This is a genomic window from Cupriavidus sp. D39 (assembly GCF_026627925.1).
Classification (GTDB): Bacteria; Pseudomonadota; Gammaproteobacteria; order Burkholderiales; family Burkholderiaceae; genus Cupriavidus; species Cupriavidus ulmosensis.
This window is the reverse complement of the sequence record NZ_JAPNLE010000009.1, coordinates 1,994,148-2,009,882: the sequence shown is the minus strand read 5'-3', so window position 1 is coordinate 2,009,882 and position 15,735 is coordinate 1,994,148. Positions and strand designations below refer to the sequence as shown.

Here is a 15,735-nt window from a genome sequence, read left to right as displayed (position 1 = left end):
AATGGTCGCAGTCAAGACAGGATTGCCGCGTCGTCGCTTTGACGTGGTCATCGTCGGGGCGGGCGGCGCTGGGATGCGCGCATCCCTCCAGCTCGCGGAAGCCGGCCTGAATGTCGCCGTGCTCTCCAAGGTTTTCCCGACGCGCTCGCACACCGTGGCGGCGCAGGGTGGCATCGGCGCTTCGCTCGGCAACATGAGCGAGGACAACTGGCACTATCACTTCTACGACACCATCAAGGGTTCCGATTGGCTGGGCGACCAGGACGCAATCGAATTCATGTGCCGTGAAGCGCCCAAGGTCGTCTACGAGCTCGAACACTTCGGCATGCCGTTCGACCGTAACGCCGACGGCACCATCTACCAGCGTCCGTTCGGCGGCCATACGTCGAACTATGGCGAGAAGCCGGTCCAGCGCGCTTGCGCGGCTGCCGACCGTACCGGCCATGCGCTGCTGCACACGCTGTACCAGCGTAATGTGCGTGCCAAGACGCACTTCTTCGTCGAATGGATGGCGCTGGACCTGATCCGCGACGCCGACGGCGACGTGCTGGGCGTGACCGCGCTGGAAATGGAAACCGGCGAGGTCTACATCCTCGAGGCCAAGACCACGCTGTTCGCCACCGGTGGTGCAGGCCGTATCTACGCCGCTTCGACCAATGCCTTCATCAACACCGGTGACGGCCTGGGCATGGCAGCGCGCGCAGGCGTGCCGCTCGAAGACATGGAGTTCTGGCAGTTCCACCCGACCGGCGTGGCCGGCGCGGGCGTGCTGATCACCGAAGGCGTGCGCGGCGAAGGCGGTATCCTGCGCAACAAGGACGGCGAACGCTTCATGGAGCGCTATGCGCCGACGCTGAAGGACCTGGCGCCGCGCGACTTCGTCTCGCGCTCGATGGACCAGGAAATCAAGGAAGGCCGCGGTTGTGGCCCGAACGGCGACTACGTGCTGCTGGACCTGACGCACGTCGGTGCCGACACCATCATGAAGCGCCTGCCGTCGATCCGCGAGATCGGCGTCAAGTTCGCCAACGTCGACGCGATCAAGGAACCGATCCCGGTGGTGCCGACCATCCACTACCAGATGGGCGGTATCCCGACGAATATCCATGGCCAGGTGGTGGCGCCGAAGAACGGCAACCCCAACGAGGTCATCAACGGTTTCTACGCGATCGGCGAATGCTCCTGCGTGTCGGTGCACGGCGCCAACCGCCTGGGCACCAACTCGCTGCTGGACCTGGTGGTGTTCGGCCGCGCGGCCGGCAACCACATCGTGGCGACCGCGATCAAGCAGAAAGAGCACAAGCCGCTGCCGGCCGATGCCGCTGACCGCGCCATGTCCCGCTTGTCCAGGCTGCAATCGTCGACCTCGGGCGAGTACACCCAGGACGTGGCCAACGACATCCGCAAGAACATGCAGTCGCATGCAGGCGTGTTCCGTACGCAGAAGCTGATGGACGAAGGCGTCGAGCGCATCCTGGAAGTGGCCGAGCGTGCCGACAACATCCACCTCAAGGACAAGTCCAAGGTCTTCAACACCGCACTGGTGGAAGCCCTGGAGGTGGCCAACCTGGTGGAAGTGGCCAAGGCGACGATGATTTCGGCCGCTGCCCGCAAGGAATCCCGCGGTGCGCACGCGCACAGCGACTTCCCGAATCGCGACGACGAGAGCTGGCTCAAGCACACGCTGTTCTACAGCGAAGGCAACCGCCTCGACTACAAGCCGGTGAAGATGAACCCGCTGACGGTGGAAAGCGTTCCTCCCAAGGCCCGGACCTTCTAAGCACCGCGTAGGACCCACAGGACCCACAGAAATGAAGCGTATTTTCGAAGTCTACCGCTATGATCCGGACAAGGATGCTGCGCCCCGCATGCAGACGTACGAGGTCGAGCTCGACGGTCATGAGCGCATGTTGCTGGACGCGCTGGTCAAGCTGAAGAAGCTGGACGAAACCATCTCGTTCCGCCGTTCGTGCCGCGAAGGCGTGTGCGGCTCGGACGCGATGAACATCAACGGCAAGAATGGTCTGGCCTGCCTGACCAACATGCTCGAGCTGCCGGACCGCATCGTCTTGCGTCCGCTGCCCGGCCTGCCGGTGGTGCGCGACCTGATCGTCGACATGACGCAGTTCTTCAAGCAGTACAACTCGATCAAGCCGTACCTCATCAACGACGAGCCGCCGCCCGAGAAAGAGCGCCTGCAGTCGCCCGAGGAGCGCGACGAGCTGGACGGCCTGTATGAGTGCATCCTGTGCGCAAGCTGCTCGACGTCGTGCCCGTCGTTCTGGTGGAACCCGGACAAGTTCGTCGGCCCGGCCGGCTTGCTGCAAGCTTATCGCTTCATCGCGGACAGCCGCGACCAGGCGACCAGCGAGCGCCTGGACGACCTGAACGACCCGTACCGACTGTTCCGTTGCCACAGCATCATGAACTGCGTCGACGTTTGCCCGAAGGGGTTGAACCCGACCAAGGCCATCGGCAAGATCAAAGAGCTGATGGTTCGCCGCTCGGTCTGATCCGCGCGGTTGTTGTAAGCGGCGCGTCAGTCCGGGCTATCAAACTGCATACCCGACCGGCGCGCCGGAAGTAGGTACCTATGACCGAAAGTGTTTCCCCCAGTTTCTCCCACCAGGCCGATCCGCACCGGCGAGCACGACTGCGCTGGCGCGCGCGGCGCGGCCTCCTGGAGAACGACATCATCGTCGAACGTTTTTTCAACCGTTACGAAGAAAGCCTCTCCGACCAGGACGTGGCCTCGCTCTCCGAACTCTTCGAGCTGAGCGACAACGAGTTGATGGACCTGCTTCTTGCACGCAAGGAGCTGGACGGTGAGCTCGACACGCCCCCGATGCAGCACGTGATTGCCCTGCTGCGTTCGGTCTGAGTTTCGTCAACATTATTAGTCAGCATTAGAAGGAACCGACATGACGCCGTCCGATGTGAAAGCCACGCTATCGTTTTCCGATGGTTCCCCCAGCGTCGAGCTGCCGATTTATACGGGTACCGTTGGCCCCGACGTAATCGATATTCGCAAGCTGTACGGACAAACCGGCAAGTTCACCTATGACCCCGGTTTCATGTCGACGGCTTCGTGCAATTCGAAGATCACCTACATCGACGGGGACAAGGGCGAGCTGCTGTACCGCGGCTACCCGATCGAGCAGCTGGCCACCAAGTGCGACCACCTGGAAACCTGTTACCTGCTGCTCAAGGGCGAACTGCCCAATGCCAAGCAGAAGGAAGAATTCGTCGGTGCGGTGATGAACCACACCATGGTTCACGAGCAGATGCAGTTCTTCCTGCGCGGCTTCCGCCGCGATGCCCACCCGATGGCCGTCCTGACGGGCCTGGTCGGCGCCATGAGCGCGTTCTACCACGACGCCATGGACATCGATGATCCGCACCAGCGCGAAATCTCCGCGATCCGCCTGATCGCCAAGATGCCGACCCTGGTCGCCATGGCCTACAAGTACAACATCGGCCAGCCGTACATCTATCCGCAGAACGACCTGTCCTACTCGGGCAACTTCATGCAGATGATGTTCTCCACGCCGTGCGCCCCGTACAAGGTGAACCCGGTGCTCGAGCGCGCGCTCGACCGCATCTTCATCCTGCACGCAGACCACGAGCAGAACGCATCCACCTCCACGGTGCGCCTGGCCGGCTCCTCGGGTACCAACCCGTTCGCCGCCATCGCCGCCGGCGTGGCTTGCCTGTGGGGCCCGGCCCACGGTGGCGCCAACGAAGCCGCCCTCAAGATGCTTGAGGAAATCGGCAGCGTCGACAACATCACCGAGTTCATCAAGCAGGTCAAGGACAAGAACTCGGGCGTGCGCCTGATGGGCTTTGGCCACCGCGTGTACAAGAACTACGACCCGCGCGCCAAGCTGATGCGCGAAACCTGCTATGAAGTGCTGAATGAACTGGGCCTGCACAACGACCCGCTGTTCAAGCTCGCCATGGAACTGGAAAAGATCGCGCTGGAAGACGAGTACTTCGTCAGCCGCAAGCTGTACCCGAATGTCGACTTCTACTCGGGCATCGTGCAGCGCGCACTCGGCATCCCGACGTCGCTGTTCACCTGCATCTTCGCACTGGCCCGTACCCCGGGCTGGATCTCGCAGTGGGAAGAAATGATCACCGATCCGGAATACAAGATCGGCCGTCCGCGCCAGCTGTTCAACGGCGCGGCAAGCCGCACCGTGCCGGATATGGGCACGCGTTGATGCCCCGGTAAGGGCGCGCTGGTAACACCGGCGTCGCTTTGATCATGAAACGCCCCGGCCTTGGCCGGGGCGTTTTGCTTTGTGCGTCTGCCCCGGACATCGCGGCGCGGCGCCGTGTGCGTCCATTGCCGCGCCGGCCAGGATTCTGACGTCTTTCCAAGTGAAAAGAGAAAATGCGGCCAGGGCATGCAGATTTTTCTTATCGATTTTTGCTCTACCTGGGCTTATGTTCAGTTGGATGTCCTGCAGGCGCGCACGCCAATTTCGTAGAACGATTCTGTCCTGTCTGTAGGTGCGAAACATCAGGTGTGCGGCATCTTCAATGCCGCACGAGCGAAATGATGGTTGCGATGAGGGGAAGTCGAATTGCCAAGCATGGACCTTTGGCACGTGTACCTTGCGCAGATAGCCGGCACGACGGTGGTGTTCACGCTGATCCCCATCTTGACGGCAATCTGCAGAGGACGCCCGCTGCGTGGCACCTTCCGGCTATCTGCGGTGCGCACCGGCTTGATGGCGGGTGCAGCAACTTGCGCGGGCAACTGGGTTGCGGACTATCTCCTGATGTAGCGCCCAAGCGTGCCCATTCACGCTTGGGCCCGTGTTGGCGCCGCAGCATTACCACGTGCCCAGCCGTCGCGAGAGCGTTTGCCATGCAAGCGTAGCCGGACTTGTGCGACGCAAAAGATTTATTGCGCGAAAGGTGGCGATAACGCCAATTTCCGATGATTTGTGCTGTGTTACTACCAATAAGATCCTCATTTGTTGTGCAAATATGCCATCCGGCGCGGAAATTGACCCTATAATGCGGGCTGCTTTGCCGACAGCAGCCGGGCCACCCTTCCGGACTGCGTTGAGGCGAGCGGGGCAGGCGAATCACCTGCGCAATAGAGAACGCATCAACGTTATCTTTCCGAACCAAGGCCTTCCGGTGCATGGGTTGCATAGGAGGGCTGACACATGCCGGGCCCCGCACACGCTTCTTTTCTTGCAGGCCCGTCTTCCGCGTCTCGGGCGTCTTTCCCAGGTTGTAGCCCGCGGGTGTTGTTCGATTGCGCAGGTCATGCCGTCTCAGCCCATGACCCAACCATAATCGAGGAGCTCCTGAATGACGCTGTCCCGTCTTACGTCCATCTCCCTGGCCACGGCCCTGTGCGCTTTCGGCGCTGCTGCCCACGCTGAAACCGTCAAGATTGCCATTGCCGGCCCCATGAGCGGCTCGGTCGCCCAGTACGGCGACATGGTCAAGGCTGGCGCGCTGACTGCCATCGAGCAGATCAATGCCGCCGGCGGCGCGGGTGGCAACAAGTTCGAAGTGGTGTTGATGGATGACGCCTGCGAACCCAAGCAGGCCGTGGCGGTAGCCAACAAGATCGTCAGCCAGAAGATCCATTACGTGATCGGCCATGTGTGCTCGGGCTCGACCATTCCCGCCTCCGACATCTACGAGAACGAAGGCGTGGTGATGGTGACCCCGTCGGCCACCGCGCCGCAGCTGACCGAGAACAAGAAGCGCAAGTTTATCTTCCGCACCATCGGCCGCGACGACCAGCAAGGCCCGGCCGCAGCCCAGTACATCATCACCAAGGTCAAGCCCAAGAAGGTCGCGATCCTGCACGACAAGCAGTCGTACGGCCAGGGCATTGCCTCCTCGGTGAAGAAGGACCTGGAAGCCGCCAAGATCCCGGTGGCCGTGTTCGAGGGCGTGAACGCCGGCGATTCGGACTACTCCGCCGTGATCACCAAGCTCAAGTCGCAGGGCGTGGACTTCGTCTACTTCGGCGGCTACCACCCGGAAATGGGCCTGCTGCTGCGCCAGGCGCGCGAGCAGGGCGTCAAGGCGACCTTCATGGGTCCTGAAGGCGTGGGCAACAAGGACGTGACGGCCATCGCCGGCGCATCCTCCGAAGGCATGCTGGTCACGCTGCCGGCCGACTTCTCCGCCGATCCGTCCAACGCGGCACTGGTCAAGGCCTTCGCCGACAAGAAGCGCGATGCCAACGGCCCGTTCCAGATGCCGGCCTACGCCGCGGTCCAGATCATCGGCGACGCCATTGCCGGCGCCAAGAGCACGGATCCGGCCAAGGTTGCCGCCTATATGCACAAGAACGCCTTCCAGACCCCGATCGGCAAGGTTGAGTACGACGCGCAGGGCGACCTGAAGTCGTTCAGGTTCGTCGTGTTCACCTGGCACAAGGACGCCACCAAGACCGCTGCCAACTAAGCCGCACATTGGCTTTGCGCGCCCCGCTCATGGCTTGAGCGGGGCGTTTTGGTATCGGGGTCCGGTTGCCCGGCCGGCGCGGCTTATCCGCCGCGTCCGGGGCCTGTGCATATCCGGCATTACGGAGCCGGCCCGGCGCTTGCGCACCTCCTGCAACGCCGGGTTCTCCAGCTTCAAAGTTATGGGGCTTCCCGCATGAACGAGTTCCTTCCACAGTTCACCCAGCAACTGGTCAATGGCCTGACGCTGGGTGCGATCTATGCGCTGATCGCCATTGGCTACACCATGGTCTACGGCATCATCGGCATGATCAATTTTGCCCACGGCGAGATCTACATGATCGGCGCCTATGTGGGCCTGGTGACGCTCACCGCCATCGGCGCAAGCGCGGGCTATCCGCTGCCGCTGGTGCTGGGCGCCGCCTTGCTGGTGTCCGTCCTGGTCACCGGTTTGTATGGCTTCGCTGTCGAGCGCGTGGCCTACCGGCCCTTGCGCGGCGGCCCGCGGCTGGTGCCGCTGATCTCCGCCATCGGCATGTCGATCTTCCTGCAGAACTATGTGCAGATCGGGCAGGGCGCGCGCGACATGTCCGTGCCGGTGCTGATCTCCGGCGCCATCGAGTTCCAGATGGGCGGCGACTTCACCGTGACCATACCGTATTCGCGCCTGCTGATCGTCGGCGTGACGCTGGTGCTGATGATCGCGCTGACCATGTTTATCGGCCACTCGCGCATGGGACGCGCCTGCCGCGCCTGCGCCGAAGACATGCGCATGGCCAACCTGCTCGGCATCGACACCAACCGCGTGATCTCCTTCACTTTCGTGCTGGGCGCAATGCTGGCGGCGGTGGGCGGCGTGCTGATCGGCCTGACCATCGGCAAGCTCAATCCGTACATCGGTTTCGTGGCGGGCATCAAGGCCTTTACCGCGGCCGTGCTGGGCGGCATCGGCAGCATCCCGGGCGCCATGCTGGGCGGTGTGCTGCTGGGCCTTGCCGAGACTTTTGCTTCCGGCTATATGCCGGCCGAGTACAAGGATGTGGTGGCCTTCGGCCTGCTGGTGCTGATCCTGCTGTTCCGCCCGACCGGGCTGCTGGGCAAGCCTGACGTTGAAAAGGTGTGAGGACGCTATGACACAAGCTATTACTACGCCGATTATCGTGGCGCAGGGCGCTCCGGCAGGGCAGACCCTGAAGAACGCCATCGTCGCGGCCGTGATGACGGCCATCCTGACCATTCCCGTGCTCGGCCTGCAGTTGAAGCTGGATGGCTACAAGGTCGTGCTCGAGCCGCACTGGAGGCCGGTGTGGCTGGCGGTGGGCGGGGTCTTCCTGTTCCAGCTCTTCAAGCCGCTGTTCCAGCGCGCCACGGCCGGCGTCAAGGTGCCGAGCTTGCCCGCGCTGGGCGCTGGCCACCAGCGCAAGGTGATCTGGCTGCTGCTGGCGGTTGGCCTGGTGTTTCCGTTGTTCGGCTCGCGCGGTGCGGTGGACGTGGCCACGCTGGCGCTGATCTATGTGATCCTGGGGCTGGGCCTGAACATCGTGGTGGGCTATGCCGGCCTGCTCGACCTGGGCTATGTTGGCTTCTACGCGGTCGGCGGCTACACCTACGCGCTGCTCAACCAGTGCTTCGGGCTGACCTTCTGGGAATGCCTGCCGATCGCCGCGTGCATGTCGGCGGCGTTCGGCTTCGTGCTGGGCTTTCCGGTGCTGCGGCTGCGCGGCGACTACCTGGCCATCGTCACGCTGGGCTTCGGCGAGATCATCCGCCTGCTGCTCAACAACCTGACCAGCCTCACCGGTGGCCCGGATGGCGTCTCGGGTATCCCGAAGCCGACCGTGTTCGGCATCGAGATGGCGCGCAGCGCCAGCGTGGAGGGGTCAAGACCTTCCACGAGTTGCTGGGCTGGGACTACAGCGGCGAGCACATGGTGATCTTCCTCTACCTGCTGGCGCTGCTGCTGGTGGGCTTCACGCTGTTCGTCACCAGCCGGCTGATCCGCATGCCGATGGGACGCGCGTGGGAAGCCCTGCGCGAGGATGAAATCGCCTGCCGTTCGCTGGGCCTGAACCCGACCCGCATCAAGCTGTCGGCATTCACGCTGGGCGCGGCGTTTGCCGGCCTGGGCGGCGCGTTCTTCGCCGCGCGCCAGGGCCTGGTCAATCCCGAATCGTTCACCTTTATCGAGTCCGCGCTGATCCTGGCGGTGGTGGTGCTGGGCGGCATGGGCTCGCAGCTGGGCGTGATCCTGGCCGCCATCCTGCTGACCGCGCTGCCGGAAGTGGCGCGCGGCTTTGCCGAGTACCGCATGCTGATTTTCGGCTTGGTGATGGTGCTGATGATGATGTGGCGTCCGCAGGGCCTGCTGCCCGCGAGCCGCCCCCATGTGGAGTTGCCGCAATGAGCCAAGTTCAATCAGCGGAACTGCTGAAAGTCTCCGGCCTGCAGATGCGCTTCGGCGGCCTGCTGGCGGTCGATGGCATCGATTTCGATGTGCGCCGCGATGAAGTCTTCGCCATCATCGGGCCCAACGGCGCGGGCAAGACCACGGTCTTCAACTGCGTGGGCGGTTTCTACAAGCCCACCGCCGGCGAGGTCATGCTGGACGGCCATTCGATCGCCCGCCTGCCGAGCCACCAGGTGGCGCGCCGCGGCCTGGTGCGCACGTTCCAGAACATCCGCCTGTTCAAGCAACTGACGGTGGTTGAGAACCTGCTGGTGGCGCAACACCTGCAGGTGCGCTCCGGTCTATTGCGCGGGCTGTTTGCCACGCCGGCTTACCGCCGCGCCGAGCGCGAGGCGCTGGAACGCGCCGCACTGTGGCTCGAACGCATGGGCCTGCGCGGCGTTGCCAACCGCGAGGCGGGCACGCTGTCGTACGGCCACCAGCGCCGGCTGGAGATCGCGCGCTGCATGATCACCAACCCGCGCCTGTTGATGCTGGATGAGCCGGCTGCCGGGCTCAACCCGCAGGAAAAGGTCGAGCTGTCGCAGCTGATCGACCAACTGCGGCGCGAGTACAAGATCTCGGTGCTGCTGATCGAGCACGACATGAGCCTGGTGATGGGCGTGTCCGACCGCATCCTGGTGATGGAGCACGGGCGCCCGATCGTGGTCGGCAAACCGGCCGAAGTGCGCAACGACCCGCGCGTGATCAAGGCTTACCTGGGAGAGGACTGATGCTGAAGCTGGAACAAGTCCATACCCATTACGGCGCGATCGAAGCGCTGTCTGGCGTATCGATTGAGGTGAACAAGGGCGAGATCGTCACGCTGATCGGCAGCAACGGCGCCGGCAAGACCACGCTGATGATGACTGTGTGCGGCTCGCCGCGCGCGTCCAGCGGGCGCGTGATGTTCGAAGGACAGGACATCACGCGGCGCCCCACGCACGAGATCATGCGGCTCGGCATGGCAATCTCGCCGGAAGGGCGGCGCGTGTTTCCCAGCCTGACCGTGCTGGAGAACCTGAAAATGGGTGCCTTCTTCGGCAAGCGCGACGAGATCGAGGCGGGCGTCGAGCACGTCTACAAGCTCTTCCCGCGGCTCAAGCAGCGCTCCACCCAGCGCGCCGGCACCATGTCCGGCGGCGAGCAGCAGATGCTGGCCATCGGCCGCGCGCTGATGAGCCGGCCCCGGCTGCTGCTGCTGGACGAGCCCACGCTAGGGTTGGCGCCGCTGGTGATCGCGCAGATCTTCGACATCATCCGGACCATTCGTGACGAAGGCGTCACTGTGTTCCTGGTCGAGCAGAACGCCAACAAGGCGCTGGGCGTGGCCGACCGCGGCTATGTGCTGGAGACCGGCCGCGTGGTGCTGGCGGACACGGGGGCCAACCTGCTGGCCAACGACCGCATCAAGAGCGCCTACCTGGGAGGCTAAACCCCGCCCGGGAGCGCAGGCCGAAGCCGCCGAACGGGCCAAGCCGAGCGCCATGACAACGGTTGTCTCGCCCTCTCCCCTCAGGGGGAGAGGGCCGGGGAGAGGGGTGGCTTAGCTAGGAGCCACTTGAAGCGAAGCCAGCTGTTTTTTCCAGCGCGACAGCGTGACGAGCGCCCGCCCTCTCCCCCAACCCCTCTCCCCCAACCCCTCTCCCACAAGTGGGAGAGGGGAGCAAATCTGATGCACTGAACGAAGCCGCCGAATGGGCCAACCGTCTGGAATTTGAGGCTCTGCCAGCCCGCCCAAGCCTGCCTTTTCGCCATCGGCGAAATCCCCTTTCGCCAATCACATTACATGGCCGCCGCCTCCCAGGCCGGCCAGGGCCCAGTCTCCCAATATCGCTGTGGCATAATCGATTGTGAAGTCAAGCATCGCAGCAAGCCGCATTTCATTGCCCGCATTCCTGCGAAAAATCCCCCAAACTACCGCGCGACGCCGCCAACCGTGCTGTACCAAACGGTCCCGGCCCGCCCCCTGCATCATGGCCAAGACGCTTTACGACAAACTTTGGGATGACCACACCGTGCACGTCGAGGATGACGGCACCACGATGCTGTACATCGATCGCCATCTGCTGCACGAAGTCACCAGCCCGCAGGCGTTCGAAGGCCTGAAGCTGGCGCAGCGCCCGGTCTGGCGCATCAGCGCCAACCTGGCGGTGTCGGACCACAACGTGCCGACCACCGATCGTAGCCAGGGTATTTCGGATCCGGTGTCGAAGCTGCAGGTGGATACGCTGGACAACAACTGCGACGCGTACGGCATCACCCAGTTCAAGATGAACGACCTGCGCCAGGGCATCGTGCACGTGATCGGGCCGGAGCAGGGCGCCACGCTGCCGGGCATGACGGTGGTGTGCGGCGATTCGCATACCAGCACGCACGGTGCGTTCGGCGCGCTGGCGCATGGCATCGGCACCTCCGAGGTGGAGCACGTGCTGGCCACGCAGACACTGCTGGGCAAGAAGGCCAAGAACATGCTGGTGCGCGTGGAAGGCAAGCTGCCGCGCGGCTGTACCGCCAAGGACATCGTGCTGGCGGTGATCGGCAAGATCGGCACCGCGGGCGGCACCGGCTACACCATCGAGTTCGCCGGCTCGGCCATTCGCGACCTGAGCATGGAAGGGCGCATGACGGTTTGCAACATGGCCATCGAGGCCGGCGCGCGCGCTGGCCTGGTGGCGGTGGACGATGTCACGCTCGAATACGTCAAGGGCCGCCCGTTCTCGCCGCAGGGCGTGGAGTGGGAGCAGGCCGTAGGCTACTGGCGCACGCTGCATTCGGACGCCGGTGCGCACTTCGACCAGGTGGTCGAGCTGCGCGCGGAAGAGGTCCGTCCGCAGGTGACCTGGGGCACTTCGCCCGAGATGGTCGTCAGCATCGAGGACCGCGTGCCGGATCCCGAGAAGGAAAAAGACCCGAACAAGCGCAACGCCATGGAGCGCGCGCTGGAGTACATGGGCCTGCAGCCCAATGTGCCGGTGGACAGCATCAAGATCGACAAGGTCTTCATTGGCTCCTGCACCAACTCCCGTATCGAAGACATGCGCGCCGCTGCGTGGGTCGTGCAGAAGCTGGGCCGTCGCGTGGCGTCCAACGTGAAGCTGGCGATGGTGGTGCCGGGCTCGGGCCTGGTCAAGGAACAAGCCGAGCGTGAAGGGCTGGACAAGGTCTTCAAGGCCGCCGGCTTCGAATGGCGCGAGCCGGGTTGCTCGATGTGCCTGGCCATGAATGCCGACCGCCTGGAAGCGGGCGAGCGCTGCGCCTCCACCTCGAACCGCAATTTCGAGGGGCGCCAGGGCGCGGGTGGCCGGACTCACCTGGTGAGCCCGGCGATGGCTGCCGCGGCAGCCATCGAAGGCCACTTCGTCGATATCCGCCAGCTCAGCTGATTCGCGCAGGCTCATCATGAAACAAGCCCTGATCGTGTTGCTCGCATGCGTGTGCACGCTGCAACTGGCCGGCTGCCATACGATGGCCGGCCTTGGCAAGGACACACAGGCCGCAGGCCGCTCGCTCGAAAGCGCGGCAAAGAAGTAAGGAACCGACCATGGATAAGTTCACTGTACACAGCGGGCTCACGGTGCCCCTCGACCGCGAGAACGTCGACACCGACGCCATCATCCCGAAGCAATTCCTCAAGTCGATCAAGCGCACCGGGTTCGGCCCGAACCTGTTCGACGAATGGCGCTACAAGGATGTGGGCCAGCCCGGGCAAGACAACAGCCGCCGTCCGCTGAATCCGGATTTCGTGCTCAACCAGCCGCGCTACCAGGGCGGCTCGATCCTGCTGGCCCGCCGCAACTTCGGCTGCGGCAGCTCGCGCGAGCACGCACCCTGGGCGCTGACGCAGTACGGCTTTCGCGCCGTGATTGCGCCGAGCTTTGCCGACATCTTCTTCAACAACTGCTACAAGAACGGCCTGCTGCCGGTGGTGCTGACCGAGTTGCAGGTCGACCATATCTTCAACGAGACCAATGCGTTCAGCGGCTACAAGCTGACCATCGATCTCGACAAGCAGCTGGTGATCACGCCGGGTGGCGATAGCTACCCGTTCGACATCGCGCCGTTCCGCAAGTACTGCATGCTCAACGGCTTCGACGATATCGGCCTGTCCCTGCGCCATGCCGACAAGATCAAGGCTTATGAGGCAGAGCGCGTGGCTAAGATGCCGTGGTTGAACAACCGCGTGGTCGGCTGAAGCCGGCTGGTACGCTGAGACAAAACAAGGAAGACAAAGCATGAAAATCGCAGTCCTGCCGGGTGACGGCATCGGTCCCGAGATCATCGCGGAGGCCGTCAAGGTCCTGAACGCGCTCGACGAAAAGTTCGAGATGGAAACCGCCCCGGTCGGCGGCGCCGGCTACGAGGCCAGCGGCCATCCGCTGCCCGACGCCACGCTCAAGCTGGCCCAGGAAGCCGACGCCATCCTGTTTGGCGCCGTGGGCGACTGGAAATACGACAAGCTGGACCGCCCGCTGCGTCCCGAGCAGGCCATCCTCGGCCTGCGCAAGCACCTGCAGCTGTTCGCCAACTTCCGTCCGGCGATCTGCTACCCGGAGCTGACCGGCGCTTCCAGCCTGAAGCCCGAGCTGGTGGCCGGCCTGGACATCCTGATCGTGCGCGAGCTCAACGGCGACATCTACTTCGGCCAGCCGCGCGGCATGCGCGAAGCGCCGGACGGCCCCTTCAAGGGCGCGCGCGAAGGCTTCGATACCATGCGCTACAGCGAGCCGGAAATCCGCCGCATCGCCCACGTGGCCTTCCAGGCCGCGGCCAAGCGCGGCAAGAAGCTGTGCAGCGTGGACAAGGCCAACGTGCTCGAGACTTTCCAGTTCTGGAAGGACGTCGTGATCGACGTGCACAAGGAATATCCGGAAGTCGAGCTGTCGCACATGTACGTGGACAACGCGGCCATGCAGCTGATCAAGGCGCCCAAGAGCTTTGACGTGATCGTCACCGGCAACATGTTCGGCGACATCCTGTCGGACGAGGCCGCCATGCTGACCGGCTCGATCGGCATGCTGCCGTCGGCTTCGCTGGACGCCAACAACAAGGGCCTGTACGAGCCGTCGCACGGCTCGGCACCGGACATCGCCGGCAAGGGCGTGGCCAATCCGCTGGCCACCATCCTGTCGGCGGCGATGATGCTGCGTTTCTCGCTGAACCGTGCCGAGCAGGCAGACCGCATCGAGAATGCCGTCAAGCAGGTGCTGGCCCAGGGCTACCGCACCGGCGACATCCTGACGCCCGGCTGCAAGCAAGTCGGCACGCGTGAAATGGGTGAGGCCGTGCTCGCGGCACTGTAAGCCGCATTAAAGTTGAAAGGGCGCCGCATGCGGCGCCTTTTCTTTCATTTGTCCCCGATTTCCCCCGTGTGGCAGCGCCACAAAATCGTGTAGACTTTGCCAATGGTCCGAATCTTCCAGTCCCCCTCGACTGCCATCGCCGCCCCGGTTGCTACCCGCAGCCCGGTTGGCCTGGGTTCGCACGGCCACCCGCTTATCGCAACGACGATTAAAACCATTACTACCAAAACGATCGGCTAGATCGTTCGTCGTGCCTGCTCGTCTTCCCCGCGCAGTCACGTCGGGCGAGGAAAGCGCGGGGAAGTTCAAATCACATCCGAGGTTAGTCATGATTGTAGGTCTCGTCGGCTGGCGAGGAATGGTCGGCAGCGTCCTGATGCAACGCATGCAGGAAGAGCGCGATTTCGACCATATCGAGCCCGTATTCTTCAGCACGTCCAACCCTGGCGGCCAGGCCCCGGCCATGGCCAAGAATGAAACCAAGCTCCAGGACGCGAACGACATCGAAGCGCTGAAGAAGTGCGACGTGGTTCTCACGGCCCAGGGCGGCGATTACACCAACGAGATTTTCCCGCAGCTGCGCGCAGCTGGCTGGAAGGGCTACTGGATCGACGCGGCTTCGTCGCTGCGGATGAAGGACGATGCCATCGTCGTGCTGGATCCGGTCAACCTTGGCGTGATCAAGGACGCGCTGGCGAAGGGCGTCAAGAATTTCATCGGCGGCAACTGCACGGTCAGCTGCATGATGATTGGCCTGGGCGGCCTGTTCCAGCACGACCTGATCGACTGGATGACGTCCATGACCTACCAGGCCGCCTCGGGCGGCGGCGCGCAGCACATGCGCGAGCTGCTGACGCAGTTCGGCACGCTCAACGCGTCGGTCAAGCCGCTGCTGGATAACCCGGCATCGGCCATCCTGGAAATCGACCGCACCATCCTGGCAACCCAGCACGGCCTGTCGGGCGATGAAACCAAGCAGTTTGGCGTGCCGCTCGCCGGCAACCTGATTCCCTGGATCGACAAGGACCTGGGCAACGGCGTGTCGAAGGAAGAATGGAAGGCCGGCGCCGAGACCAACAAGATCCTGGGTCGCGGCGAAGGCTTCCTGGGCGCGACCGGTGCTTCGCCGATCGCCGTGGACGGCCTGTGCGTGCGCATTGGCGCCATGCGCTGCCATTCGCAGGCGCTGACCATCAAGCTGCGCCGCGACGTGCCGCTCGATGAGATCGAAGGCATGCTGGCCGAGAACAACCAGTGGGCCAAGGTGGTGCCGAACACGCGCGAGGCCAGCATGACCGACCTCACGCCGGCCGCCGTGACCGGTACCCTGACCATTCCGGTGGGGCGCCTGCGCAAGATGCAGATGGGCGGGGAATACCTGTCGGCCTTCACCGTCGGCGACCAGCTGCTGTGGGGTGCCGCCGAGCCCCTGCGCCGTATGCTGCGCATCTTGATCGAAGCCTGAGCTAGGGACTTGCTCGCCAAGGCGCTCTTGCGTCATGTCTTAGTCCATGTCTTAAGGCTCCGCGCAAGGCGTCCG

At 63.7% G+C, this 15,735-nt stretch carries 15 protein-coding genes and 1 pseudogene; 15 read left to right on the top strand and 1 reads right to left on the bottom strand.

The features are described 5' to 3' along the window. Position 1 precedes the first annotated feature (1 nt). From sdhA to gltA, 4 genes are all read left to right on the top strand, one after another. A complete protein-coding gene (gene sdhA / locus OMK73_RS21315; RefSeq protein WP_267603828.1) occupies positions 2-1,780 on the top strand; it encodes a succinate dehydrogenase flavoprotein subunit in 1,779 nt (592 codons plus the stop codon). Between the two features lie 31 nt (positions 1,781-1,811). Continuing rightward, a complete protein-coding gene (locus OMK73_RS21310) occupies positions 1,812-2,513 on the top strand; it encodes a succinate dehydrogenase iron-sulfur subunit (RefSeq protein WP_267603827.1) in 702 nt (233 codons plus the stop codon). A gap of 80 nt (positions 2,514-2,593) precedes the next feature. Next, a complete protein-coding gene (locus OMK73_RS21305) occupies positions 2,594-2,881 on the top strand; it encodes a succinate dehydrogenase assembly factor 2 (protein ID WP_006161620.1) in 288 nt (95 codons plus the stop codon). A gap of 40 nt (positions 2,882-2,921) precedes the next feature. Further along, the gene (gltA, locus tag OMK73_RS21300) at positions 2,922-4,223 is read left to right on the top strand and encodes a citrate synthase (RefSeq protein WP_267603826.1); all 1,302 of its coding nucleotides are present in this window, start codon (positions 2,922-2,924) and stop codon (positions 4,221-4,223) included. Positions 4,224-4,265: 42 nt separating this feature from the next. On the opposite strand, the gene OMK73_RS21295 is transcribed toward gltA, so the two are convergent. Then, positions 4,266-4,526 (bottom strand): hypothetical protein, encoded by a 261-nt coding sequence (locus OMK73_RS21295; protein ID WP_267603825.1) that lies wholly within the window; start codon positions 4,524-4,526, stop codon positions 4,266-4,268. A gap of 72 nt (positions 4,527-4,598) precedes the next feature. Here OMK73_RS21295 and OMK73_RS21290 point away from each other — a divergent pair, with 72 nt between their 5' ends. The 11 genes and pseudogenes from OMK73_RS21290 (at position 4,599) to asd (ending at position 15,660) form a co-directional block, all read left to right on the top strand. Then, positions 4,599-4,793: a hypothetical protein gene (locus OMK73_RS21290; protein WP_267603824.1), complete on the top strand. Its 195-nt coding sequence runs from the start codon at positions 4,599-4,601 to the stop codon at positions 4,791-4,793. Positions 4,794-5,331: 538 nt separating this feature from the next. After that, positions 5,332-6,447: a branched-chain amino acid ABC transporter substrate-binding protein gene (locus OMK73_RS21285; protein WP_267603823.1), complete on the top strand. Its 1,116-nt coding sequence runs from the start codon at positions 5,332-5,334 to the stop codon at positions 6,445-6,447. A 195-nt stretch (positions 6,448-6,642) separates the two neighbouring features. Beyond that, on the top strand, positions 6,643-7,569 hold the full coding sequence (livH, locus tag OMK73_RS21280; RefSeq protein ID WP_267603822.1) for a high-affinity branched-chain amino acid ABC transporter permease LivH: 927 nt from the start codon (positions 6,643-6,645) through the stop codon (positions 7,567-7,569). A 7-nt stretch (positions 7,570-7,576) separates the two neighbouring features. Further along, a pseudogene (locus tag OMK73_RS21275) lies at positions 7,577-8,850 on the top strand (high-affinity branched-chain amino acid ABC transporter permease LivM). Next, a complete protein-coding gene (livG, locus tag OMK73_RS21270; RefSeq protein WP_267603821.1) occupies positions 8,847-9,626 on the top strand; it encodes a high-affinity branched-chain amino acid ABC transporter ATP-binding protein LivG in 780 nt (259 codons plus the stop codon). The pseudogene OMK73_RS21275 and the gene livG overlap by 4 nt, the downstream one beginning before the upstream one ends. After that, complete coding sequence (locus OMK73_RS21265) at positions 9,626-10,327, top strand: ABC transporter ATP-binding protein (protein WP_267603820.1); 702 nt, start codon at positions 9,626-9,628, stop codon at positions 10,325-10,327. Before livG ends, OMK73_RS21265 begins: the two co-directional genes overlap by 1 nt. Positions 10,328-10,868: 541 nt before the next feature. Then, a complete protein-coding gene (gene leuC, locus OMK73_RS21260; RefSeq protein WP_267603819.1) occupies positions 10,869-12,278 on the top strand; it encodes a 3-isopropylmalate dehydratase large subunit in 1,410 nt (469 codons plus the stop codon). A gap of 16 nt (positions 12,279-12,294) precedes the next feature. Beyond that, positions 12,295-12,426, top strand: a complete 132-nt coding sequence (locus OMK73_RS21255; protein ID WP_267603818.1) for an entericidin A/B family lipoprotein — start codon at positions 12,295-12,297, stop codon at positions 12,424-12,426. A gap of 10 nt (positions 12,427-12,436) precedes the next feature. Beyond that, a complete protein-coding gene (gene leuD, locus OMK73_RS21250) occupies positions 12,437-13,087 on the top strand; it encodes a 3-isopropylmalate dehydratase small subunit (protein ID WP_267603817.1) in 651 nt (216 codons plus the stop codon). Positions 13,088-13,127: 40 nt separating this feature from the next. After that, positions 13,128-14,195, top strand: coding sequence for a 3-isopropylmalate dehydrogenase (gene leuB / locus OMK73_RS21245; protein ID WP_267603816.1), 1,068 nt, complete (start codon positions 13,128-13,130; stop codon positions 14,193-14,195). A gap of 328 nt (positions 14,196-14,523) precedes the next feature. After that, positions 14,524-15,660 carry an aspartate-semialdehyde dehydrogenase gene (gene asd, locus OMK73_RS21240; RefSeq protein WP_267603815.1) on the top strand — a complete coding sequence of 379 codons (1,137 nt, stop codon included), beginning with the start codon at positions 14,524-14,526 and terminating at the stop codon, positions 15,658-15,660. Positions 15,661-15,735 lie beyond the last annotated feature (75 nt).